We start from the raw sequence: 24,299 nt of genomic DNA on the forward strand, positions 1-24,299 counted from the left end.
GATTGTCAACTTTACCGCATTGACACCACCACAAGCAAAGTCAAGCTGACATTGTGTCGCGGTATTTCTTCGAACCCTGATGTCAGCGGTCTTGCGTGAACCTAATCCTGCGTTAACAGTGTGTTAATCGCTCCTCGCCAGCATGGCCCCATTCCACGATCTGCCAAGGCAAACTCATGCGCGTTCTTTTGCTGTTACTGATGGTGCTGCTGGCTGGCCCAGCGCAGGCCAACCCATTCGCCACCAAGCCTGACTTTCTGCCCGTCGAACAGGCTTTCGTGCTGACCCATGACCGTCAGGCCGACGGCTCTACCCGCCTGTATTTCCTGATTCAGCCGGGCTACTACCTGTACCAGAAACGCCTGAAGTTCGACGGGCTACCCAAGGCCCAGCATCCACCCCTGCCTGCGGGCATCAATCACCACGACGAATTTTTCGGCGACAGTACCGTCTACCGCGAACAGCTTGAGCTGACAGTGCCGCCCGGCGCGCAGGGGCAGTTGCGTCTTGGCTGGCAAGGCTGCGCCGATGCGGGCCTGTGCTACCCCCCGCAGACGACGCTGATCGACCTAGGCGGCGAAGCCTCGGTCGCCGCCCTGGAAGCTGAACAGGCCAGCGATCAGGCGTTGGCCAGCGGCCTGCAGCACGGCAACCTGGCCTGGGGCCTGCTGGCCTTTTTCGGCCTGGGCCTGCTGCTGGCCTTTACGCCCTGTTCGTTGCCGATGCTGCCAATTCTCGCCGGGCTGGTGCTGGGCAATGGTGCCAGTGCACGGCGCGGCTGGCTGCTGGCTGGCACTTACGTGCTGAGCATGGCCCTGGTGTATGCCGCCTTGGGTGTGGTGGCCGCGCTACTGGGCGCCAGCTTGCAGGCCTGGTTGCAACAACCCTGGTTGCTGGGCAGCCTGGCCGCGTTGTTCGTGTTGTTGGCCCTGCCCATGTTCGGCGCCTTCGAACTGCAATTGCCCGCTGCCCTGCGCGACCGCCTGGACCGCGCCGGCCAGGGCACGCGCGGTGGCAATCTGTATGGCGCCGCGTTGCTGGGCGTGTTGTCCGGGCTGCTGCTGGGCCCCTGCATGACCGCGCCGCTGGCCGGGGCTTTGTTGTATATCGCCCAGAGCGGCGACGTGCTCCAGGGGGCGCTGGTGCTGTTCAGCCTGGGGCTGGGCATGGGGGTACCGCTGCTGCTGATCGTGACCCTGGGCAATCGCTTCCTGCCACGCCCTGGCGCCTGGATGAACCTGGTCAAAGGCATCTTCGGCTTCGTGTTCCTGGCCATGGCGCTGTACACGGTGCGCAGCCTGCTGCCAGCCAGCTTGCTGTTGGCCCTGAGCGGGGCCTGGCTGATCGCACTGGGCTGGACCGCCTGGCCTGCGTTGCAGCGCCTTCCGGCGCTGCGCATTGCGCCGTTGCTGGCGACCTTGTGGGGCGGCCTGCTGTTGATCGGGGCCGCTGCCGGCGGCAGTGACCTATGGCAACCGCTGCGCCCCTTTGCGGGTGGGACTGCAGTCGCCACCGCCTCGCCTGCCCACGATGCCTTCGTCACCGTGAGCACGCCCGAGGCGTTGCAACGGGAACTGGACGCGGCCAAAAGCCGTAACCAGTGGGTACTGCTCGATTACTACGCCGACTGGTGCGTGGCGTGCAAGGTCATGGAAACGCAGGTGTTCAGCCGCAGCGACGTCCAGGCCGAACTGGCCGGCGTGCACCTGCTGCGCCTGGACGTGACCACCGATACGCCGGCCAGCAAGGCGCTGTTGCAGCGTTACCAGGTGCCTGGTCCGCCTACCCTGATCTGGCTTGGGCCAGAAGGCCAGGAGCGGCGGGCAAGGCGCATCACCGGAGAAGTGGATGCCGCCACCTTCTTGCAACAGTGGACCCTTACCCGGAGCCAGGGCTGATGCTGACCGTGACCCTGGGACCACTGACCATGGCCCTGAACCATCTGGTGCTGCTGTGTGCCCTGGGCATCGCCAGCGTGGTTGGCTGGTGGGTGGCAAGGCGTGGCGGCGAGAGCCCCGAGTCCGCGCTGTTCAATCTGTTTCTGATCGGCCTGTTGTGCGCGCGGATCGGTTTTGTCGTGGCGTACTGGTCGATGTACCGAGGCGATCTGCTCCAGGTCATCGATATCCGCGACGGCGGTTTTCTGCTCTGGCCTGGGCTTGTGGGCATCAGCCTGGCCGCTGTGTGGCAAGGCTGGCGGCGCCCTGGCCTGCGCAGGCCATTGGGCTGGGCGCTGTTCAGCGGCGCCTTGTTCTGGGGGTTGGCCAGCTTTGGTAGCCATCTGTACAGCAAGGGGACCGAACTGCCTGCGATCACCCTACGCGACGCTGCAGGCGAGTCAGTGGCGTTGCAAAGCTATCGGGGCAAGCCGCTGGTGATCAATATCTGGGCAACCTGGTGCCCGCCCTGCCGTCGGGAAATGCCTGTGCTGCAACAGGCGCAAGGCGAGTATCCCCATGTGACGTTCCTGTTCGTCAACCAGGGCGAGACACCTGAAAACGTCAGCACGTTCCTGGCCACCACCGGCTTGAGCCTGACCCACGTGCTGTTCGACGGCACTGGCCTGCTGGCCCAGCGCGTCGGCTCCATGGCCCTGCCTACCACCCTGTTCTACGACGAGGGCGGCCGCCTGCTCGGCAGCCACTTGGGCGAGCTGTCGCGCGCCAGCCTGCGTCACGCCCTGGAATCCTACGAACGGGCCACCACGCCCGAACCTGCCGCACAAGGACATTGACCATGCGACTGCCTGCACTCCTCCCGCTCACCGTTTGCTTGCTTGCCAGCCCTGCCCTGTATGCCGAAGACCTGCCCAAGGCGGTCCAGCAATTGCAAAGCAAGGGCGCCGTGATCAAGGGCAGCTTCGATGCGCCCAACGGCCTGCGCGGCTATGCCGCCGAGTATCAGAACAACCCCCTGGCCTTGTACCTCACTCCTGACGGCAAGCACGTGCTGGTGGGCAGCCTGTTCGACGAACAGGGCCAGGACCTGAGCGCCGCTCCACTGGAGAAGCTGGTGTACGGCCCCATGACCCAGGCGTTCTGGCAAAAGATGGAAAAGTCTGCCTGGATCGCCGACGGCAAGGCTGATGCACCGCGCAAGGTCTACCTGTTCAGCGACCCCAACTGCCCGTATTGCAACATGTTCTGGGAGCAGGCCCGGCCATGGGTGGAATCGGGCAAGGTGCAGCTGCGCCACATCATGGTCGGTATCATCCGTGAGGACAGCCCAGGTAAGTCGGCAGCACTGCTGGCCGCGAAGGACCCCGCCAAGGCCCTGCAGCAGCACGAGAAAGCCGGCCGGGCGAGCACCCTCAAGGCTTTGGACAAAGTGCCAGACGACGTGCAGCAGAAGCTCGCCGCCAACATGGCCCTGATGCAGGAGATGGGGCTGCAGGCCACACCTGCGATCTTCTATCAGGACAGGGAAGGCAAGGTGCATAGCCAGCAAGGGGCGCCACGGCCGGAAATGCTAGGGACGATTTTGGGTAAGCGGTAACGGGGCATGAGCGCGGGATCGGCTTGGCGCGGTAGTCGATCCCTCATCGGCACAGACCAGAGCCCAAGCCTCGTTCGAGATTTTGCACCGCTTCGCTATCATAGGATTACTTTCCGTTGAGGGCTGAGGAATCTAAAAAAAACCCTTTCGACGGCAGCGCAATGACCGGGTTTCTAAGAATTTCGTACAGAGCCTAGAAACGAGAAATTGGATTGGGTACTTGAAGATTTGTACCCGCCCGATTATCGAGGCCATTAAGCGCTGCGCAAGCTGGGCCGATTGCAGCTTCACCTAGTATTTATGTCAGTTGTCGTGCGGCAGTCGTGTTGAGAAACTGGTGACCTATCTATCTGCCCACACAGGGTTTCTAAAATGATACTAAGTACTGACACTAAGTTGATGTTTTACCAGAACGGTAAGCTAATGACAGTGCGAGGAGGCCGAAGCACACGCACCGCCTTCCGTGCGGGTCATCAACCTTTGGCAGAGACAAGCACTGACATTCAGTGCCATCCACTCCTGCTATTCACGGATGGGAAGGGTTCAGCACTTACAACAAAGAGCAGTCAACAATCAGAATCTCATGCACATTCCCCCTACGGACACACATCACCACCATCACGAACACTGACAAACTTCAACGGCGAAAACTTAGAATTACATACGCAATGTTACTTACTGGGCAATGGATACCGCGCTTTCAGCCCCTCTCTAATGCGATTTATATCACCTGATAGTTGGAGCCCTTTTGGGGCAGGCGGAATTAATGTCTATATGTATTGCGCAGGCGATCCGGTCAATTACACAGACAGCTCCGGACATATAAAGTTTTGGTTTGCGAGAAGAAATAAATCTAACGGATATATTATTCCCGCTCTTGTCGATGCTGCGAAAACCCATCAATCAATTTCAAAGGCCATAGTGTCTCCTAACTTCAGCGCACCACCACCCTATGATCAAGCCAAAGCAACCGCGATAACTAACCACTTTAATTCATTAGTAAAAGACGCTAGAGAGAGAAGCAAAGCTATTCCTACAGATCACCCTATTAACGGTTCGCGGCCTCCTCAGTATACGCCCAGACCTTACGCGGATCAGAGGACTTTGGACCTGACCTTGAGACACCTAGATACGACATCACCGCTTAGTCACATCGAATATGAAGCTCAAGTGGAATCGCTGGCCGCGGCCTCGTTTGCAGCCGGCATCGACACACATGGCCTGCCCCTTCCCGGCCGCGACACAGACACAATGTTCGCACAAGATCCCCTTTACCAAAAGTTAGTCCAAGTTTCGATTGCCTTGAAATTTCGGCGGTGGAAAACATTTTATCTTGAGAGCCACTTGTCATCTGTGCGATCTAATTAACTACACACCCACTGCATGAGAGCTGCCAACCGTACTAACCGCAACAGATTTGGGTGCCGCAAGCATGCCATCCGTGATGAGTTCAGAGAACAGCTCGAAATCGTTCCGATGCAGATCTGTGTGATCAAGCACATCCGTAAGATTTACGGTTGCCGTGACTTCGAAGCCGCACCAGTGACAGTCGACAAGCCAGCTCAATTGATCCAGAAGAGCTTGGCCAGCTTCAGCGTACTGGCCATGCTGCTGACCACTAAAGTACATCGATGGTCTACCCCTTCATTGTGACCACAAGGTACTGGGCCGCCAGGGCATCGATATTCCAAGGCACACGTTGGCGCGTTGAGTCATCCAGTGCAGGAACACTTCCAGCCGCTGCTGAACGTGATGCGCGACAGTTTGCTGGCCAGCCAGGTCATCTACTGCGACGAAACCCGTATTCAGGTATCGGAAGAGTCTGACAGTGAGCCACGCAGTCAACACTGGATGTGGGTACAAACGGGTGGCCTGCCAGGCAGGGGCCTGGCTGCGCCACGCACTGGAACAGCTAACGCATGCGTCGACAGTTGGTGACTACGAATCGCTGTTGCCGTGGAACTGTGAGTCCGTAATGCCACGATCTACTGAAACCTCACCTTGCGGGCAGGTGGGGTTCATGGACCGGCGCAGTGAACACGCTTGAGAAAGGTGAAGACGGGTAAGCGCTCCATAAACCCCATCTACTCAAAGATGGGGCGGTGCGTCAGCGATGCCCTTGAGGCACGCAATTCCACGGCAGCAGGGCTTCGTAATTCTCCACCGAGGACGCCTGCGGCAGCTGTTCCAATGCGTGGCGCAGCCACGCATTAAGCTCTTGGCCGTTGGCTTTGGCGGTTTCGACCAGGCTGTAAAGCTGGGCGCTGGCAGAGGCACCTTTGGGCGTGTCACTCAAGAGCCAGTTCTTTCTACCGATGACAAACGGGCGAATGGCGCGCTCGGCAGCGTTGTTGTCGATCGGCAAGTATCCGTGTTCGACGTAGCGTTCCAATTTGCTCCAATTGCTGGCCAAGTAGCCGATAGCTTTGCCCAAGGCATTCTGCGATGTCACCTGAGGTTGCGTTTTCTCGACCCAGCTTTTCAGCTGAGTCAGCAATGGCAAACTGCGCTCCACGCGGGCAGCTTTACGAACTTCATCGCTGCTGTCCTTCAAGTCGCGCTCGACGCCATAGAGCTTGTTGATCAGGTTCAACGCGATGTCAGCGCATCCGGTCTTGCCCTTGGGCTGTACTTTTTGTGCCTCAACGAACTTGCGCCGCGCATGTGCCCAGCAGCCTAGGCGCTCAACGCCATCCTGCGCTCCGAGAGCGTTGTAGCCAGCATAATCATCGGTCATCACATAGCCGCGATACCCGTCCAGCAGGCGAGTCGGTACCTCCTGCGCTCGGATGGTGGAGTAGTCGAAAAGGATGACTGACTTATCGGGCGGGCCGCCAATTTGTACCCACATCCAGGATTGGCTACCCGGTTCGCGGTCAAGCTCTTTCAATACCTGTACCCGAGTCTCATCGCACTGAATGATGCAGCTATTCAACAAGCTGTCGCGCATCAGATTCAGCAGCGGCTGAAAGTGCTCGCCGCACTGGCTGACCCAACGTGCCAAGGTTTGACGCGAGATATCGATGCCGTGACGACCGAGCACTTTCTCGAAGCGATGAAGTGGCAGGCCGTCCACGTATTTGGTGGTCAACAACATCGCCAGCACGCTGGGGCTGGCCATGCTTTTTTCGATCATCTGAGCGGGTTTATCCGCAGTCACCGGCGCTGACTCGCAGTCGCGGCAGCCGTAAACCTTGCGGATGTGCTTGATGACCCGGATCTGCATTGGGACAATTTCGAGTTGCTCGCTGACTTCTTCGCCAATGGCGTGCTTGCGGCAGCCGCACGCACACGTCAGCTCGTGCTCAGGCAGTTCATGGAAGACCTCGACACGCGGCAGATCACTGGGCAGTGGCTTGCGTTTGCCGCGGCGCTTGCTCGGTGCAACAACTTCTTCATCAGAAGCCTCGTCAGCCGGCTCTGCCAGGCTTTCTGCTTCGTCAAAGAAAGGGAATTGGGGCGTAGCCGAATCGTTGGTCTGCTTTGTCTTACGGCCGAATAACCGCTGGCGGAGCAGCGCCACCTCTTCTTCCAGATGAACGATTTGCCCTTATCAGACGCGCGCTCATTGATCATTTGCTCAAGCAGTTGCTTGAGCAAAACCGGATCGTCAGGGAGGGTGTCGGGCATGGAAATCATGCCGCGGATTATACCGAATCAGGCGACGTAGCGAGGCATCAGAACTTGATGTGGGCGGTTGCGCCAGAGGTCGAAGCCGTCGAGTAGCCAGTTGAGTTCCTGGACGGTCGGGATAATGGCCTCGTCGGTGGGGTCAGGCGATGTTTTGAAGCGCTCCGAGTCGAGGCGCTTGAGCCAAAGGCAGAAGCCGTTTCGCTCCCAGTATAAGATCTTCACGCGGTTTCGCGTTTTGTTGAGAAACACGAAGAGCACGGGGTCGACCAACGCCACTTTGATGTCCAGTTCGACTAGTGCGGCCAGACCGTCAATGGACTTTCGAAAGTCGACTGGCTTGGGATAGAGGAAGACTTTTTCGACTTTGGCGTCGGGACACATCATGGCGCGCGGGCTCCAGAAAGAAATCGGGAGCACAGCATCCGGGATCAGCTAAGCGCTTTGAATGTGGGGTTCGTGGAGCGCTTACTCAACACGGACGTCCGTTGAAGAATCAAGGAATTTAACCTAACAGATGTCGAGTAGTCGGGCGCAATTGAGCGGAATGAACCAAGAGATATTTACAATTTGAAACGATTTGAAAGGCAATTTCCCTCCCCCTTCGTACCAGTTCTATTTATCTGAAAACCGAACCATCAGACGTAGCAAACCAATAGTTCCGACTACTAAAAAGGCAATGAGCTACTTCCAACGAAGATTTTTCCCACAAGTTGTGTGTTTCATGACCCATCACTAGGAAGACCCTCTCAGAAGAATCCTACTCCCCGAGAATTTCTAAAGCACTATCCAGCCTGAACAAGAGAGAATAATAAAATATAAATTTTGACATTGCTGACCATTCTGACTAAACCCAGTTGACCCCGACTTCCGGGGCATTCTTAGGAGTTGTTATGGATATTCAATTTGGTTTTTCTCTGGTCAGCCTCAAGGGTGAAACAGGCTGTGATATGGAAGCCGAGTTCTTCGGTGATTCAGGCGGCGCGGGTGGCTGTGGCGGGAGCGGTGTAGACCCTGGTCAGGATTTACCGACTATCAAGTGACGCAGGCTTTAAACCTCAATCATGGGCTGTTTATACCTCTGTGCGTACAATTCATAGGGTGAATCATGAATAACTATAATGAAATACATTTTCAGTTACTGCCCGATTTTGAATTTCATAGACCTGCTGCGGTTAAGCATCTTCCTCACAGCGTAGAATGCGGGAGTCGTTGGCGTACGAATGGCTCAAGCGCCGGTTGGAACAGCGAGGTGGTCAAAGCCGCAAATGGCAAGCATTTAGAGCGTAAGCACTTTTATCTGGACATTGAGGTCAGCGATAAAAATCCAATCAGTCAAGGGCTGTATCCAAATGAGACCGCTGCGCTGACTTCAGCATTAGCTCAAACCGCAAAAGAAAACTCAAAGACCGAAATATCCTCGCATCGTTTTGACAGGACAGAGGTGTATCGAATCGTTGACCTCTCTCGCTGCTCGATACCTACAGCCCTCATCGCACTAAACTCATGCTCAGACACTGATGACAACAGGTTTTATCCTAATAGAGATACCTGCGGATGTAGCGCACATTCAAATCTCGAATTAGCAATACTGGGCGCTATCAAAGAGGCACTTGAAAGACAGTTTCTCCTCAGATGCTGGCTGACAAAAACTTGTTCTGGAGTCATCTCCTTGAGCGAAGCAACCTCGGCGCTATCCGGTCGTGCAAGCAAGAAGATCCTAAAAGCGCTTTCTAACGCTGGCGACATCGCGTTCTTGGATCTTACAGACAAAGGATTTCCAGGTCGCTGTGTTCTAGCGTGTTATGGCGACGACTCAGCTAAACCTAAGCCTGTCAGATTCTGCGCCGGAATGTCCTACGCCTCTGACCTTGAAAGCGCACTGGAAAAATCTTTGATAGAGCTTTGGCAAACCTTTCGCTACATGCATTCATTCTCCTCCACAGCTAAAGATATCAATGCAATTGAAGATTCATATTTGCGCCACTTCTTATCATGCAATCGATACTCAACCTATAGCGCAATGACTTCCGTCACTTCCACATCTCCGAAGTGCGATAATGAGCATGCTCAGCAAAATTTTGATACTGCTACGCTTATGCGTACGCTAAAAACCCTTAAATTCGATGGTTATCTTTATGTGAGCACCACGGCCTGCGTAGAAAGCATTGTTTATTTCTGCAAGTACACATCTCCAAATCTCTTTCTACACATGAACAATTCGTCGCACTTCAACCTGCACAACAGATACTCTCAGGACTTCCAAGACCAATTCATCGTCGAACAACTCAACACCATGGTACCTTTCCCATGACAGCAAAAAAAACCATAACAAAACACACATCGGTCAGGCTTTTCCATATCTCCCTAATTCTTCTAAAAGAGCACATTAGAGACACCTCAAGCTTTTTATGGACTTCAGCTGCACCCTGCATACTTTATTTCATTGTGGTCCGAAGCTCAAACTTACCCTATCTGAAACAAGCGGGTTGGTTCTATGCCTACATATCTGCCAACGTCGCCTTTTTTGGATTCAGTTTTTACTTAATCGGCAGGAGAGAGAGCGGCTTTACCCGTTCATTTATTTATCGAAAGGAGCCGATGCTATATTTTCTTACCGCTCAAATGATCAGCTATGCGCTGATGAGCTTAGTTTACGCATCGCTATTCTATTTAATCACCAAACCGTTACATGGCTCATACTCACTACAAGAATACACGTTCATCCTTGCATGTTTTTCAACAAGTTATCTCGGCTTCACACTCATCGGCTTGATAATAGCCTCTCTCCCCCTCACGTTCAGCACGGCCGGCACCCTTTTCTCGCTTCTGTCATTCCTCATGCTCGTCTCGAGCTATCTCGGCGCTGCCACCGTTGAGTCCCAGCACCCTCTAGTCATGCTCCTTAACCCACTAATTGTGAGCACCCAGCTTTTTCACGGCGACCTTGCTCTCGGAATGGTCTTCCCACCCTTATTCATGCTGTCCATCACAGCGCTCTACCTGACAGCCAAGCATTCTAGAATTCAACCGGTTTGGAGCCGTTACTGATGCGCCTACTGACCCTCACCGAACTTTCCTTCTCGTACCAAAAAAGGCTTTTGTTTCACAAGATAAATATCGACTTATCGCCCGGCGAAGCAGTGGGCATTCTAGGCTGCAACGGTGCCGGAAAGACCACACTGTTCGACATTATCAGTGGACTTCGGTATCCGACGGGTGGCGTGATTTGCAATAATGCTCGTCACCCCACCTACCTGACTCAGATCCTTACACCGCCTCCACAGCTTCGAATGGGGGAGGTTTACAAACTCATTACGCTTTTAAATATGCCAACATTGCTAAGCATTGATCAGGCCATCGTGCGCCTTGACGGGTGGTCTCCCGCATTGGGCCGGCGCTTTTCAGAGATTGCACAAAAAAAGGCGTCCAAATGCAGTTACGGGGAAGTGCGCAGCTTCATCAGCTTGACGCTCTTGTTGACGGGCAGTGACTTGATCATGCTCGACGAGCCGACCGCGGGGGTAGACCCTGAATTTCGGCATTATATTTGGTTGGGCATCAAGAGCGCCTGCCGTGAGGGCGCCAGCGTCATGATATCGTCCCATTACACACAGGAAATCGTAGATAACTGCACCCGCTTTTACATGCTTGCCCATCAACAACTTCAGGCATTCGATAACGCAGATCAATTGCTGGCTAGGTACCAGGCCAACTCACTGGATGAGGCGTTTATAAAGGCGCTAGCTGTATGATCGGTCACGCAAGTCGTTATCACAGGTGCAGTGAACACGCTCGAGAAAGGTGAAGACGGCAGCTTGCGAGGCCCCCCTTGAGCCGCGACCCGAGCGAGCCAGCTCATGTCCTTAGGGCTGCGCAGCAGCCCCAAGGATTTCAGCCCCGCCAATTATCCGGCGTCGTCAGCCCTTGAACGAACGGGCGATTACCCATCGCCCGCCGCCCCTCACAACCCTTCCAACTCCGCCATCAAGTCACTCAACCGGTCCACCTTGTCTTCATCCAGGGCGCTGCCCTGCAGTCCCTCCACGTACACGCCCAATTCCGCCACCGTGCTGCACTCAAACATCGCCCGCAATGGCACGTTCAGCTGAAGTTGCTTCTGCACCCGCGAGGCGATCTGGGTGGCCAGTAGCGAGTGCCCGCCCAATTCGAAGAAGTTGTCGTGTACGCCAACCCGGTCGGCCTTGAGCACCTCGGCCCAGATACCGGCCAGCAGGCCTTCGAGCTCGCTGCGCGGTGCCTGATAGGCCTGGCTGTGCTGGTTGCCGATGTCGACGGCGGGCAGGGCCTTGCGGTCGAGCTTGCCGTTGGCGTTGTGAGGCAAGGCTTCGAGCCAGGCCCAATGCAGGGGCACCATGTACTCGGGCAGCTCGGCGCGCAGGCGTGCCTTGAGCTGAGCGAGCACGGTGTCGTCGCCCTTGACCCCGTGGTGCGGCACCAGATAACCCACCAGATGCTTGCCGTTGACTCCATGCTGCACGGCCACCGCTGCATCGCGGACCTGCGGCTGCTCGTGCAGCCGGGCTTCGATTTCACCCAGTTCGATACGGTAACCGCGAATCTTCACCTGGTGATCGACACGGCCCACGTACTCGAACACCCCGTCAGGTCGCTGGCGGGCCAGGTCGCCGGTGCGGTACACACGCTCGCCGGGTGCACCGTAAGGGTGGGGAATGAACGCCAATGCCGTGCGTGCCGGGTCGCCCACGTAGCCTCGCCCCACGCCCGTACCCGCCACGCACAACTCACCCACGGCGCCCAGCGGCACCAGTTGCTGTTCATCGCCCAGCAGGTACAGCCGGTTATTGTCGGTCGGGGTGCCGATGGGCAAGTAGCTGCCCTGGGTGGAGGCGGCATCGACATGGAAGAACGCCACGTCATCCGAGCATTCCGCTGGCCCGTAGGCGTTGACCAGGCCGATCCGTGGGTAACGCTGCAACCACTGCGCCGCCAACTCCGGTGGCATGGCTTCGCCGGTTGGCAGCATCCAGCGCAGGCCGTCCAGCGTCTGGTGTTCGTTGGCAAGCATACCCTGGATCAGCGATGGCACGCTCTCAAGGACGGTGATGCCGGTGGCCTGAACATGGGTGAGTAGGCCCTGGGGATCGTGGGCAATGACGTTGGGCACGATTTCGACCCGGGCGCCGAACAGCGGCGCGGCCAGGAACTGCCACACCGAAATGTCGAAGCTCTGCGATGCCGTCTGCGCGATGACATCGTGTTCGGTCAGCGCCAGGTAGGGCACCTTGCTCAGTTGGTTGTTGAGCATGCCGCGCTGTTCCACCATCACGCCCTTGGGCAAGCCGGTGGAGCCTGAGGTGTAGATCACGTAGGCGAGGTTGTCCGGGCCGCTGTAGACCTCAGGGTTGTGGCTGGCCGTGGTGCAGGTCTGGACGGTTTCCCACACCAGCAACTGGGGCCGTACGGCAGGGTCCATGGCTTGTAGCAAGGCCTGCCCCTGCTCGGCGCAGGCCGCGCTGCACACCAGCACTGGCGCGCGGCTGAGCTCAAGAATGCTTTGCAGGCGCGCAGTAGGCAGGCCTGGGTCCAGCGGCAGGTAACCGGCACAGGCCTTGAAGCTGCCCACGATCATGCCCAGCAGTGGCAAACCACGATCGGCCAGCAGGGCCACCGGTTGATCCACCCGGGCACCCGCCTCGATCAGCGCATGGCCCAGGCGGTTGGCCGCCAGGTTCAGGCCGGCATAGTCGTACTCGGCGTCCAGGCACCGGGCCACGGTACGCTGGGGATGGGCGGCCACGCGCGCCTCGAACTGCGCGACATAGCTGTGCTCCAGGGGGTAGGCCCGCTGGGTGTTGTTGCATGTCTGGAGCAAGAAACGCTGTTCCTCGGCGCCCACCAGCGGCAACGCTTGCACTTGTCCGTCGAAGCCCTGGACAAGCGCCAGGAGCAGGCGTTTGAATTCGGCCAGCAAGCGCTCGACCGTCGGGTAGTCGAAGTAGCGCTGGTCGAACGAGAGGTGCAGGCCCAGGTCATCACCTGGGTAACAGACCGCGGTGAGCGGGAAATTGGTGTGGGTGCGGCCTGAGTCGGAGGTGGCATCCAGGTGCTGGGCGTGGTCGAGCACGGCGGTTTCCACCGGGGCGTTCTCGAACACGAACAGGCTGTCGAACAAGGGCTGGCCCTTGGGCAGTTCGCTGCATGCCTGAATGTCCACCAGTGGCAGGTATTCGTACTCGCGCAGTTCCATGTTGCGCTCCAGCAAACCCTGCAACCACTGGCGCACACTGCACCCCTGGCCGGCCGCTGGCAGCTGTAAGCGCAGCACCACGCTGTTGATGAACAGGCCGACGGTGCGCTGCATCTGCGGCATGCTCACCGGCCGACCCGCCACGGTCACGCCGAAGGCCACGTCGCGCTCGCCGCTGTAGCGCGCCAGCACCAGGGCCCAGGCTGCCTGGGCGAAGGTGTTGACGGTCAACTGGTGGGCCTGGGCCAGCTCGCGCAGGCGAGCGCCCTCACTGACCGCCAGGCGTGTGTAGCAATCGCCGACGATCATGCCGCTGCCCGCATGCTCATGGCGCAGCGGGCGGTCGCTTGGCAGTGCCGTGGCGCGCTCGAAGCCGGCCAGGTTGGCTTGCCACCAGGCGCGCGCGTCGTCCAGCCCCTGGCGCTGCAGCCAGCCGATGTAGTCGCGGTAGCGCGGCGGCACCGGTAGTTGCGCCTGCCGGCCCTCGCCCAGCGCCTGGTAGATTTCGAAGAAGTCGTTCATCAGCAGCGAGCGGCACCAGGCATCGATGAGGATGTGGTGGTTGCTCATCATGAACCAGTAGCGCGCATCGGCCACACGCACCAGGCGCAGGTGGAACGGCGGCGTATGCAACACGTCGAAGCCGGCTTCGCGCTCCTGCTTGTGCAGGGCTTGCAAGCGAGCCTCCTGGTCGGCGGCGTCCAGGTCGCGCCAGTCCTGGTAATCCATGGCCAGTTGCCCGGGCTTGTGGATGATCTGCAGCATGGCCTCGCCACTGTTCCAGCTGAACGAGGCGCGCAAGGCTTCGTGCCGCGCCACCACCTGTTGCCAGGCCAGGGCGAAGCGCTGGGGGTCGAGTGCGCTGTTGATGCGATAGCGATCCTGCATGTAGTACAGGCCGGTGCCGGGTTCGAGCAGGGTGTGCAGCAGCATGCCTTCCTGCATGGGGGTCAGCGGGTAGACGTCCTCGATCAGGTTGGCTGGCACGGGCAGCGCGTCGATCTGCGCCTGGGTAAGGTGCGCCAGGGGGAAGTCCGAGGGGGTGTAGCTGCCCTGCCCGTCTGCCAGGCAATGGTCGATCAGCGTTATCAGTTCTTGGCGATAGGCGTTTGCCAGTGTGGCGATGGTGTGCGGTTCATAGCGTTCACTGCTGAATGTCCAGCGCAGTTGCAACGCACCGCCGTAGACCTGGCCATCGACACTCAGCCAGTTGGGCAGCGGCGCATCCGGGTCATGGGCCAGGCCCACCGGCGCGTCCACCGGCGTGAACAGCGCGCCGTCGTCGAACTGCTGGTCGAACTGCCCAAGGTAGTTGAAGGTGATGCGCGCTTGCGCCAGGGCCGCCATGTGCTCGCGCGCTGCCGGGTCCGCCAGGTAGCGCAGCACACCGTAGCCAAGGCCCTTGTGCGGCACCTGGCGCAACTGCTCCTTGATGTGCTTGATGGACGCCGCCAGAGCTTGGTCATCATCCCCTGCCAGGGGCGACAGGCTCAACGGGTAGGCATTGGTGAACCAGCCGACGCTGCGGGTCAGATCCATGTCCTCGAACAACCCGTCGCGGCCATGGCCTTCCAACTGCACCAGCGCCTGTGGCTGACCCGTCCACTGGCACAGGGTGCGGGCAAGTGCCGTCAGTAGCAGGTCATTGACCTGGGTGTGGTAGGCCGCAGGCGCCTGCTGCAGCAACTGGCGGGTCTGCTGCGCATCCAGGCTGATGGTCACGGTACGGGCATGACGCTGCAAGTTGCCGCCTTGTGGATGATCGCAGGGCAGCTCATGGCGTACCTCGCCCACTTGCGCCTGCCACCTGCCCAGCTCATCACGCAGCGAATCGCTGCTGGCATAGGCGGCCAGCCGCGCCGCCCAATCACCTGGGGCATGGGTCTTGGCCGGCAGGGCCTGGCCTCGGTACAGCGCCTGCAGGTCTTCGAGCAGGATGCGCCAGGAAACGCCGTCGACCACCAGGTGATGGATGGCCAATGCCAGGCGTTGCTCACCCTCCCCGTCCCTCACCAGCAAGCCACGGAGCAAAGGACCGCGCTGCAGGTCGAGGCTGCGTTGCAGGTCGGTGTACAGCGCCTGGCAATCGTCCAGGTCGGCGACCGTGGCCGACCACAGCAGCTGTTGATCATCAGGCTGGGCGTACTCGCCCTGCCAACGGCCAGCCGCATCGCTGAAACGCAGGCGCAAGCTGTCGTGGTGCTCGACCAGGGCGGCCAGCGCGGTTTGCAGCCGGGTCTCGTCCAGCGGCGTGCGGCATTGCAACAGCACGGCCTGGTTCCAGTGCTGCGGCTGCGCCAAGGCGCTGTCGAAGAACCAGTGCTGGATCGGGGTCAGCTGGGCGATGCCTTGGCGCAGGCCTTGCTCGATGCTGTCGGTGGCCTGCACCGGCTGCACGATGGCCGCCAGGGCCTGGATGGTCTGGTGCTGGAACAGGTCGCGCGGGGTAAATTGCAGGCCGGCCTGGCGCGCGCGGCTGACCACCTGGATCGACAGGATCGAGTCACCGCCCAGCTCGAAGAAATTGTCCTGAACGCCGACCTGATCGACGTTGAGCACCTCGCCCCAGACCTGCGCCAATTGCGCTTGCACCTCATTGGCCGGCGCCTGGTACTGCTGGCGAGCCTGGTCGAGGTCGGGCAGCGGCAAAGCGCGGCGGTCCAGCTTACCGTTGCCCATCAGTGGCAGAGACTCGAGCAGCACCAGGTGCGCCGGCACCATGTAGTCCGGCAGATGCTGATGGGCATGGGCCTTGACGGCCTCGCGCAGCTGTTGCTGGGCATGGGTGTCGGCAGCTGCGTACGGGCTTACAAGGTAGCCGACCAGTTGCCGTACGCCCTGCATGTCCACGGCGATGACCACCGCTTCATCCACATCGGCATGGGCCTGCAAACGGCTCTCTATCTCACCCAGCTCGATACGGAAGCCGCGGATCTTCACCTGCTGGTCGGCGCGCCCGATGTACTCCACCAGGCCATCCTGGCCCATCCGCACCAGGTCGCCTGTGCGGTACAGGCGCCCGCCTGTGTGGCTGAAGGGGTCGGCGACGAAGCGTTCGGCGGTGAGGCCGGGGCGGTCGTGGTAGCCCTGGGCCAGGCCAGCGCCGCCCACATACAGCTCACCGATGCCACCCTGGGGCAACAGGGCCAGGTCGTCATCGAGGATGTAGGCCGTGCGTTGACCGATCACCCGCCCGATGGGCACGCTGCCCAGGTCGGCCGCCAGCGTTTGCGGGGCCAGGGCGGCCAGCGGCATGACCACGGTTTCGGTGGGGCCATAGGCGTTGAACAGCTGATCAGGGATGAAAGCCTGGCGGATACGCTGCAGGTGCTCGCCGGTCAATGCCTCGCCCCCGGTGATCACCAGGCGCACCGGCAGGCACTCGCCCTGTAGGGCCAGATGCTGGGCCAACTGACTGCCGTAGCTGGGCGTGAAGCCCAGCACGCTGACGTGCTGCTCTCGCACCAGCTGGCAGATCTCGTCGGCGCCCCATTGCCCTTGGGCACGGATGACCACGCGTGCGCCACACAGCAGCGGCACCCATAGCCGTTCGCTGGCCGCGTCGAAATTGATGGAATAGAAATGCAGCTCGCAATCGTCGCTGCGCATGCCGAACGCCTCGATCACCGCCTGGCAGTGCATGGCGAACTCGCCATGGCTGACCACCACACCCTTGGGTTTGCCGGTGGAGCCGGAGGTGTAGATCAGATAAGCCGGGTGCTGCGCCAGGCTCACATCGTCCAGCGGCGCCTCGCTGTAGGCGCCCAGCGTCGGCTGATCGTCTTCAAGGCTCCAGCAGGCCAGGCGCTCCGGCAACGGCCCGAGGTCCTGCAGCAAGCGGCGTTGGCCCAGCAGCACGCCGACCTGGCTGTCCTCGATCATGTAGCGCAAGCGGTCCAGCGGGTACTCCGGGTCGAGCGGCACGTAGGCGCCGCCGGCCTTGAGTACAGCCAGCAGGCCGACGACCATGTCCAGCGAACGTTCGAGCGCCACGCCCACCCGCACCTGCGGGCCGACACCGCGTTCGCGCAAGGCACGGGCCAGGCGGTTGGCCTGCTGATCAAGCTCGCCGTAGCTCAGGTGCTGGCCGGCGAACGTCAGGGCCCGTGCATGTGGGTCTTGGACCGCCTGGGCCGCGAACAGCCCATGCAGCGTATGCCGCGCCGCACTGCTCGGCTTACCACGCAGCTGCGCAACCAGCCCCTGCTGTTCGGCACCGCTGAGCATCGGCAGCTCGCACAGGCGTTGCTGGGGCTGATCCAGCAGACCGACCAGCAACTGCTGCCAGTGCGCGGCCATGCGCGCGATGCGTGGTGCGTCGAACAGGTCCTGGCTGTAGGTCAGGCAGCAGCCCAGGCGGCCATCGAGGTCCGTGACCTCCAGGTAGAGGTCGAACTTGGTGGCGGCTGCGTCGTTGACCAGGTAGTCCACCTGCATGCCGGCCAGCGTACGGCTTTGCTGGAAGGCCCAGCGCTGCACATTGCACATCACCTGGAACAGCGGGTTGTAGGCGCTACTGCGCGGTGGGTGCAAGGCCTCGACCAGTTGTTCGAACGGCAGATCTTGGTGGGACTGGCCCTCGATGGCTGCCTGGCGCACCTGCTCGAGCACCTGGGCACCGGTCATCTGGCCGTCCAGCTCGCAGCGCAGCACCTGGGTATTGAGGAAAGCACCGATCAGCCCTTCGCTCTCGGGGCGGATGCGGTTGGCCACCGGGGCGCCGATGCGCAGGTCGCGCTGGCCGCTGTAACGATGCAGCAGCACGGCCAGGGTAGCGGTCATGGTCATGAACAAGGTCAGGCCACGCTGGCTGTTGAAGACGTGCACGCGCTGCACCAGCGCAGGGTCAAGCTCGAACCTGTAGAGCTCGCCCCTGTGGCTTTGCACGGCAGGCCGAGGACGGTCGGTGGGCAGCGCCAATACCGGGTGCTCCTGGCCGAGGCGCTGTTTCCAGTAGGCCAGCTGGCGAGCGCCCTCACCGCTGTCCAGCCATTGCCGTTGCCATACGCTGTAGTCCAGGTACTGGACGGGCAAAGGTGCCAGCGGCGACTCACGGTCGTCGACGAAGGCTTCGTACAGCTCGCCCAGTTCGCGGGCAAAAATGTCCATGGCCCAGCCTTCGGTGACGATGTGATGCAAGGTGAGCACGAAGACGTGTTCGCGCTCTTGCAGCTTGGCCAGGCAGGCACGCAGCAGGGGGCCACTTTCCAGGTCGAAGGCTTGGTGTGCCTGCTGGTCGGCCAACTGTTGCAGGCTGTGCTGGCGAACAGCGTCGGGCAGTGCGCTGAAATCTTGCCAAGCCAGCTGCAGGTTGCTGTCATTGGTCACGCACTGGTAAGGCACGCCCTCGATGCTGGGGAAGGTGGTGCGCAGGGTTTCGTGACGCACGATTAGCGCGTGCAACGCCCGCTCGAAGGCATCCACATGCAAGGTGCCGCGCAGGCGCGCCATGCCACCGACGTTGTAGGCCGGGCTGTTGGGCTCCATTTGCCAGAGGAACCACATGCGCTGTTGCGAATAGGAAAGCGGCACCGCCTGACGGCGATCCACGCGCGGGATGTCACCTTGCGCATTGCGTTCACCGCTTGCCTGGATGCGCGCAACTTCGGTACAGAAAGCGCCCAGCTCGCTGGCGTCGAACAAGGCCTTCAACGGTAGTTCGACGTCGCAGGCCTGGCGCGTGCGCGAGACGATTTGCGTCGCCAACAAGGAGTGCCCGCCCAAGGCGAAGAAATCGTCCTGCAAGCCGACCTGGGGCAGGCCCAGCACTTCGCACCAGATGGCCGCGACCTGTCGTTGCAAGGGGCTGTGCGGCTCGATGTGTTCACGTTGCTGCCACACAGGCGCCGGTAATGCCTTGCGATCGACCTTGCCATTCGGGCCGAGCGGCATCTGCGCGAGCCACATGAGCTGTGCCGGCACCATGTAGGCCGGAAGATGCCCGGCGAGTGCCGCGAGCAGGGCGCTCGATTCGGCGGTGCCACTGTAGTAACCCACCAGTTGTGCGCCTACGGTGTCCTGGTGAACCTGCACCACCGCCTGCTCGACGCCGGCCTGAGCCAGCAGGCAGGCCTGCACTTCTTCGGGCTCCACACGGAAGCCGCGGACTTTCACCTGATGGTCCAGGCGCCCCAGGTACTCGAGCGCCGGGTACTGCACCAACCAGCGCACTCGGTCGCCGCTTCGGTACAGGCGCTGGCCGTTGCCGTCGGGCTGGGGCACGAAGCGCTCGGCCGTCAGGCCTGGGCGGCCCAGGTAGCCACGGGCCAGGCCCGTGCCACCCAAGTACAGCTCGCCGGGTACGCCAGGTACGCTCAAGTGCAGCTCATCGTCCAGCACCTGGCACAGTACATTGCCCAGCGGGCGACCCATGGGCGAATGCCCACCGTCGCCGGCGGTGCAATGCCAGTGGGTGACGTTGATGGCGGTTTCGGTCGGGCCGTAACGGTTGTGCAGCTGCACCTGTGGCAGCACCTGCAACACCCGATCCCGCAGGGCGGCCGGCAACGCCTCGCCGCCAGAGAACAGGCGGCGCAGGCTGCTGCAGCCTGCGGCCAGGGGCTCCTGCACGAACACTTGCAACAGAGGCGGCACGAAATGCAAGGTCGTCACGCCATGGGCCTGCACCAGCGCTGCGATGCGCTGCGGGTCGCGGTGCTCACCGGCACCGGCAAGCAGCAGCTTGCAGCCGATGATCAGCGGCCAGAAACATTCCCACACCGAAACATCGAAACTGATCGGTGCCTTCTGCATCAGCACGTCGTCCGCGCCCAGTGCGTAAGTCGCCTGCATCCACTGCAGCCGCTCGGCGAGCGCCCCGTGGGTGTTGCCCACGCCCTTGGGCTGGCCGGTAGAACCGGAGGTATAGATCACGTACGCCAGGTTGTCGGCGTCCAGGTGCAGCCGGGGCGGTTGGCTCGGCCAGTTGTCCAGGTGCAGTTGGTCCAGCGCGATCACGCCAACACCCTGCACGTGCGGCAAAGTAGCCAATTGGCTGCTGTGGGTGAGCAGCAGGCCGGCGTTGCAGTCGGCCAGCATGTAGGCCAGACGCTCGGCCGGGTACTCCACGTCCAGGGGCACATAGGCGCCGCCGGCCTTGAGGATGGCCAGCAGGCCTACCAGCAGCTGGGGCGAGCGCTCGATGGCGATGGCCACGCAGGTATCGGGGCCAATGCCCTTGTCGCGCAGGTAATGGGCCAGGCGATTGGCCTGCTGATGCAGTTCGGCGTAGCCGAGGCTGCCGCCCTCCCACACCAGTGCGGTGCGCTGCGGGTGCAGGCGAGCCTGCTCGTTGAGCTGTTCGACCAGCAGCTGTGGCGGCTGTGCAGCCGGCGCTTGCCCCCAGCCCAGCAACCGTGCACGGCTCGCCTCATCCAGCAAAGGTACCTCGCCGATGGGCAGTTGCGGCGTTTCGCAGACGTGCTCGAACAGGCTCAACAGCTGCTGGGCAAGCCGCGCCACCGTGTCCTGCTCGAACAGCGCGCTGGCGTAGTCGAATGCCAGGCGCACACGGCCCTGATGGTCTTCTTCGCTGTGCAGTTGCAGGTCGAATTTGGCTTCCCGGCTGTGCCAGGGCAGTTCTTCGGCCAGCAGGCCCGGCAGGCGTCGCAACGCCGACAGGTCGCGCTGCTGGTGGTTGAACATGACCTGGAACAGGCCTTGCTCCCGGGCCTGGGGCAACGCCTCGACCAACTGCTCGAACGGCAGGTCCTGGTTGGCCTGTGCCTCCAGGGTGGCTTGGCGCACCTGGCCGAGCAATTCGGCGAACGGCAGCCGGCCATGGACCTGGGCGCGCAGCACCTGGGTATTGATGAAGAAACCGACCAGCCCTTGGCTTTGCAGACGCGAGCGGTTGGCATTGGGCACACCGACGCGGATGTCGGCCTGGCCGGTATAGCGGTGCAGCAGCGCCTGCCAGCCCGCCAGCAGCACCATGAACAGGCTGCAGTGGTGTTGATGTGCCAGGGCCTTGAGGGCCTGGGACAGGTGCGCGGGCACCTTCACGTTCAGGCGTGCGGCGTGGTTGCCACGGTCGCTGGCGCGGGGATGGTCGGTGCACAGGTCCAGGACCGGCGCTGCATCGCCCAGCTGATCGCGCCAGTAGGCAAGCTGACGCTCGGCTGCACCCTCTGCCAACCACGTGCGCTGCCAGTTGCCGTAGTCGGCGTAACCCAGCCCGAGCGGAGCCAGCTTGGGTTCAAGACCCTGGCAATACGCCGCATAGAGGCGCGCCAGCTCGTCCATGAGCAGGGTGAGCGACCAGCCGTCGGCAGCAATGTGGTGCAGGGTGACCCAAAGCTGGTGATGCTCCTCGTCCAGATGGACCAGCGTCAGGCGCAGCAGCGGACCCTCCTGCAGATCGAACGGCAGGCACGCCTCGGCCTCTCGCTGGCTGTCGACCTGCTCAGGCGCTTGCCCCTGCAGGTCGAGCCGCTGAAGGTTCACCGGCAGGTGAGCCAGGATGCGTTGCACTGCCTGGCCGTCGACTTCGCTGAACACCGTGCGCAAGGCTTCGTGGCGGGCCACCAGCGCCTGCAGGGCGGCTTCCAGAGCAGGTTCATCCAGGGCCCCGCGCAGTTGCAGGCCAGCAGGGATGTTGTAGGCAGCCGACTGCGGCTGCAGCTGCCAGAGCAGCCACAGGCGGTTCTGCGCCAGCGACTGGGGCAGTGGCCTGTCGCGGGACAACAGCGCGATGGCCTCTGTTTGCTGGCCTTGGGCAAGGCTTGTGACAACCGCCTGGGTATAGTCGGCCAGCACCGGGGCCTCGAAAAGGGTGCGCAGGCTCAGCTCGATGCCCAAGGCGTCGGCCAGCGCTGCCGTGACCTGGGTGGCAGCAATGGAGTTGCCGCCCAACAGCATGAAATGGTCGTCCGCCGCCACCGCCTCGACCTTGAGAATGTCGCACCAAAGACGGGCGATTTGCGCCTGCAACCCGTCGCCGGTCACGGCCTGGGTGGCCGGCAAAGCGGGTTGGGGAAAGCGCGCGTAGCAATCGAGGGTGCCATCGTCCATGCGCAGGCGGCAGGCCGAGCGCTGGAGTTTGCCGCTGGAGGTCTTGGGCAAGGCACCCGGGTTGAGCAACAGGACCACGGCCGGGGCCTGGCGGCAGGCATCGGCGACGACGTGACGAAGCGTTTTGATCAGAGCCTCGGGAGCTGTCGTCTTCTGCACATTGCGGCTGATCTCCACCGCCACGCCAATGGCTTGCTCACCCTCGTGCTCGACGGCGAATACGGCCACCCTGCCCTTGCGCAGCGCAGGCACCTCACGCTCAAGGGTTTTTTCCAGGTCCTGCGGGTAGAGGTTCTGCCCGCGCACGATGAGCATGTCTTTCAGGCGACCGGTGACGAACACCTCGCCGCCGCGCATGAAACCCAGGTCGCCTGTGCGCAGCCAGCGCTGGCCATCCGCCTCGACGAACGTCTGGGCGCTGGCCTGGGCGTTGCGCCAGTACCCGTGGGCGATGCTTGGCCCGGCGGCCCAGATTTCCCCCACCTGGTTGTCCGCCAGCACCTGGCACTGCCCGGGTTCGACGATGCGTACCGCATGGCCTGGCTGTGGCCAGCCGCAGCTCATCACCACGCTGCCCTCGCCCGGCTCGGCGCGGTTTTCGGCAAAGGCCTGGGCATCGAGCGCCAAGGCGCCGATGCCCTCACCGCGGCGGCTGCCGCTGACGAACAGCGTCGCCTCAGCCAGCCCGTAGCTGGCGAAGAAGCTGTGTGGCTTGAAGCCGCAGGCCTGGAAGGTGTCGGCGAAAGTGGCCAGGCTGTCCTGGCGAATCGGCTCGGAGCCCGAGTACGCCACCCGCCAGCGGCTCAGGTCGAGCCCGGCCAGTGAAGCCTTGCTGATCCGCTCGCTGCACAGGCGGTACGCAAAGTCAGGGCCGCCGCTGATGGTGCCGCCGTACTCACTGATGGCCTGCAACCAACGCAGCGGCCGCGCCAGGAAATAACCCGGCGACATCAGCACGCAGGGCACGCCGCTGAAGATCGGCTGCAGCAGGCCGCCGATCAGGCCCATGTCGTGGTAGAGCGGGAGCCAGCTGACGATCACGTCGTCAGGGTTCAGGTCGATACCGAAGCCGTGGCGGATCAGCTGTTCGTTCGCCACCAGGTTGCCGTGGCTGACCTGCACTCCTTTTGGCAGGGCCGTGGAGCCGGACGTGTACTGCAGGAACGCGATGTCATGGGGTTGCAATGCAGGCTCGCGCCAATCCGCCGCCCGTGCGGGATCGAGCCGGTCAACGGCCAGCAGCTCCGGGGCCTGCGCGGCTTGCAGCGCCTCCAGGCCCTGAAGGCTTTCTTGCAATCGCGCGATGGTCAGCAGCAGGCGCGGCTCGGCGTCGTCGATGATCGAAAGCAGGCGCTCCTGATGGTGCTGACGCGCGGACTCCGGAGGGTAGGCCGGCACCGCGATGACGCCGGCATACAGGCAGCCGAAGAACGCCGCCACGTAGTCCGGGCCGCTGGGAAACAACAGCACGGCACGGTCCCCGAATGTAGCCCGCGCCTGCAGCGCGGCGGCGATGGCGCGGGCGCGCTGGTCAAGCGCCTGGTAGGTGAGCACGGCCTGTTCGCCGGGCGCATCGGCCAGAAAGCGCAAGGCGATCTTGTCCGGGCTCTGTACGGCGCGTTGCATCAGGGCCTGGACCAGCGAAGTCGGGAGTTCGAAGGCATGCGTCATGGGTGTTCCTGCCGGTGTCGGGTTGGGCGGGCCGGTGTGGCCACCTGCAGGGGCGGACAGCATCAGCGGCCGGGGATGTACAGAGGGGAACGGATGGCGGGGGGCAGAAATTAACGAAGCGCGGGTCAGGTGGAAAAAGACGGCCATGGCGAGTTAGCCAGGCGCAGCTATAGCCGTGGCGCCATCCTGCGGGTACGCAAGCGGGTCGAGGCGAGACTTAGAACTGAAAGATACAGATACTAATTTCGTTTCGTATTTG

Annotated in this window: 11 protein-coding genes and 2 pseudogenes; 10 read left to right on the forward strand and 3 right to left on the reverse strand. The window is 61.4% G+C overall.

What is annotated here, in order from left to right:
* The first annotated feature begins 176 nt into the window (after window positions 1–176).
* From dsbD to B2J77_RS21725, 6 genes and pseudogenes are all read left to right on the forward strand, one after another.
* Window positions 177–1,898, forward strand: a complete 1,722-nt coding sequence (dsbD, locus tag B2J77_RS13505) for a protein-disulfide reductase DsbD (protein WP_078478841.1) — start codon at window positions 177–179, stop codon at window positions 1,896–1,898.
* Entirely contained in the window at window positions 1,898–2,734 is an 837-nt protein-coding gene (locus B2J77_RS13510; protein WP_058638438.1) for a TlpA disulfide reductase family protein, read from the forward strand. Before dsbD ends, B2J77_RS13510 begins: the two co-directional genes overlap by 1 nt.
* A gap of 2 nt (window positions 2,735–2,736) precedes the next feature.
* Window positions 2,737–3,495: a thiol:disulfide interchange protein DsbG gene (dsbG, locus tag B2J77_RS13515; protein WP_058638437.1), complete on the forward strand. Its 759-nt coding sequence runs from the start codon at window positions 2,737–2,739 to the stop codon at window positions 3,493–3,495.
* A 423-nt stretch (window positions 3,496–3,918) separates the two neighbouring features.
* On the forward strand, window positions 3,919–4,863 hold the full coding sequence (locus tag B2J77_RS13520; protein ID WP_228385193.1) for an RHS repeat-associated core domain-containing protein: 945 nt from the start codon (window positions 3,919–3,921) through the stop codon (window positions 4,861–4,863).
* Window positions 4,864–4,878: 15 nt separating this feature from the next.
* A complete protein-coding gene (locus tag B2J77_RS21720; protein WP_256675192.1) occupies window positions 4,879–5,148 on the forward strand; it encodes an IS66 family transposase zinc-finger binding domain-containing protein in 270 nt (89 codons plus the stop codon).
* Between the two features lie 33 nt (window positions 5,149–5,181).
* Window positions 5,182–5,433 (forward strand): annotated as a pseudogene (locus tag B2J77_RS21725) (IS66 family transposase); the annotation flags it as partial.
* A 169-nt stretch (window positions 5,434–5,602) separates the two neighbouring features.
* Here the strand turns inward: B2J77_RS21725 and tnpC are convergent.
* Window positions 5,603–7,134: pseudogene (tnpC, locus tag B2J77_RS13530) on the reverse strand (IS66 family transposase).
* Between the two features lie 18 nt (window positions 7,135–7,152).
* Entirely contained in the window at window positions 7,153–7,512 is a 360-nt protein-coding gene (gene tnpB / locus B2J77_RS13535) for an IS66 family insertion sequence element accessory protein TnpB (protein WP_228385143.1), read from the reverse strand.
* A 506-nt stretch (window positions 7,513–8,018) separates the two neighbouring features.
* Between tnpB and B2J77_RS21375 the strand changes: the two genes are divergently transcribed.
* From B2J77_RS21375 to B2J77_RS13550, 4 genes are all read left to right on the forward strand, one after another.
* Window positions 8,019–8,168 (forward strand): hypothetical protein, encoded by a 150-nt coding sequence (locus tag B2J77_RS21375; protein WP_153302511.1) that lies wholly within the window; start codon window positions 8,019–8,021, stop codon window positions 8,166–8,168.
* Between the two features lie 65 nt (window positions 8,169–8,233).
* Window positions 8,234–9,439 (forward strand): YcaO-like family protein, encoded by a 1,206-nt coding sequence (locus B2J77_RS13540; protein ID WP_078478843.1) that lies wholly within the window; start codon window positions 8,234–8,236, stop codon window positions 9,437–9,439.
* Window positions 9,436–10,176, forward strand: a complete 741-nt coding sequence (locus B2J77_RS13545; RefSeq protein ID WP_078478844.1) for a hypothetical protein — start codon at window positions 9,436–9,438, stop codon at window positions 10,174–10,176. Before B2J77_RS13540 ends, B2J77_RS13545 begins: the two co-directional genes overlap by 4 nt.
* Window positions 10,176–10,880: an ATP-binding cassette domain-containing protein gene (locus B2J77_RS13550; RefSeq protein ID WP_078478845.1), complete on the forward strand. Its 705-nt coding sequence runs from the start codon at window positions 10,176–10,178 to the stop codon at window positions 10,878–10,880. Before B2J77_RS13545 ends, B2J77_RS13550 begins: the two co-directional genes overlap by 1 nt.
* Window positions 10,881–11,089: 209 nt before the next feature.
* Here the strand turns inward: B2J77_RS13550 and B2J77_RS13555 are convergent, their stop codons facing one another.
* Entirely contained in the window at window positions 11,090–24,040 is a 12,951-nt protein-coding gene (locus B2J77_RS13555; protein WP_078478846.1) for a non-ribosomal peptide synthetase, read from the reverse strand.
* Between the last annotated feature and the right edge of the window lie 259 nt (window positions 24,041–24,299).

This window comes from Pseudomonas parafulva, assembly GCF_002021815.1.
Taxonomy (GTDB): Bacteria; Pseudomonadota; Gammaproteobacteria; order Pseudomonadales; family Pseudomonadaceae; genus Aquipseudomonas; species Aquipseudomonas parafulva_B.

Excerpts from the sequence above, each read along its gene's own strand:
- B2J77_RS21720 (WP_256675192.1), top strand. The coding sequence starts at position 4,879 with ATGAGAGCTGCCAACCGTACTAACCGCAACAGATTTGGGTGCCGCAAG.
- B2J77_RS13510 (WP_058638438.1), top strand. The coding sequence starts at position 1,898 with ATGCTGACCGTGACCCTGGGACCACTGACCATGGCCCTGAACCATCTG.
- dsbG (WP_058638437.1), top strand. The coding sequence starts at position 2,737 with ATGCGACTGCCTGCACTCCTCCCGCTCACCGTTTGCTTGCTTGCCAGC.
- dsbD (WP_078478841.1), top strand. The coding sequence starts at position 177 with ATGCGCGTTCTTTTGCTGTTACTGATGGTGCTGCTGGCTGGCCCAGCG.
- B2J77_RS13520 (WP_228385193.1), top strand. The coding sequence starts at position 3,919 with ATGACAGTGCGAGGAGGCCGAAGCACACGCACCGCCTTCCGTGCGGGT.
- B2J77_RS21375 (WP_153302511.1), top strand. The coding sequence starts at position 8,019 with ATGGATATTCAATTTGGTTTTTCTCTGGTCAGCCTCAAGGGTGAAACA.
- B2J77_RS13545 (WP_078478844.1), top strand. The coding sequence starts at position 9,436 with ATGACAGCAAAAAAAACCATAACAAAACACACATCGGTCAGGCTTTTC.
- B2J77_RS13555 (WP_078478846.1), bottom strand. The coding sequence starts at position 24,040 with ATGACGCATGCCTTCGAACTCCCGACTTCGCTGGTCCAGGCCCTGATG.
- B2J77_RS13540 (WP_078478843.1), top strand. The coding sequence starts at position 8,234 with ATGAATAACTATAATGAAATACATTTTCAGTTACTGCCCGATTTTGAA.
- B2J77_RS13550 (WP_078478845.1), top strand. The coding sequence starts at position 10,176 with ATGCGCCTACTGACCCTCACCGAACTTTCCTTCTCGTACCAAAAAAGG.
- tnpB (WP_228385143.1), bottom strand. The coding sequence starts at position 7,512 with ATGATGTGTCCCGACGCCAAAGTCGAAAAAGTCTTCCTCTATCCCAAG.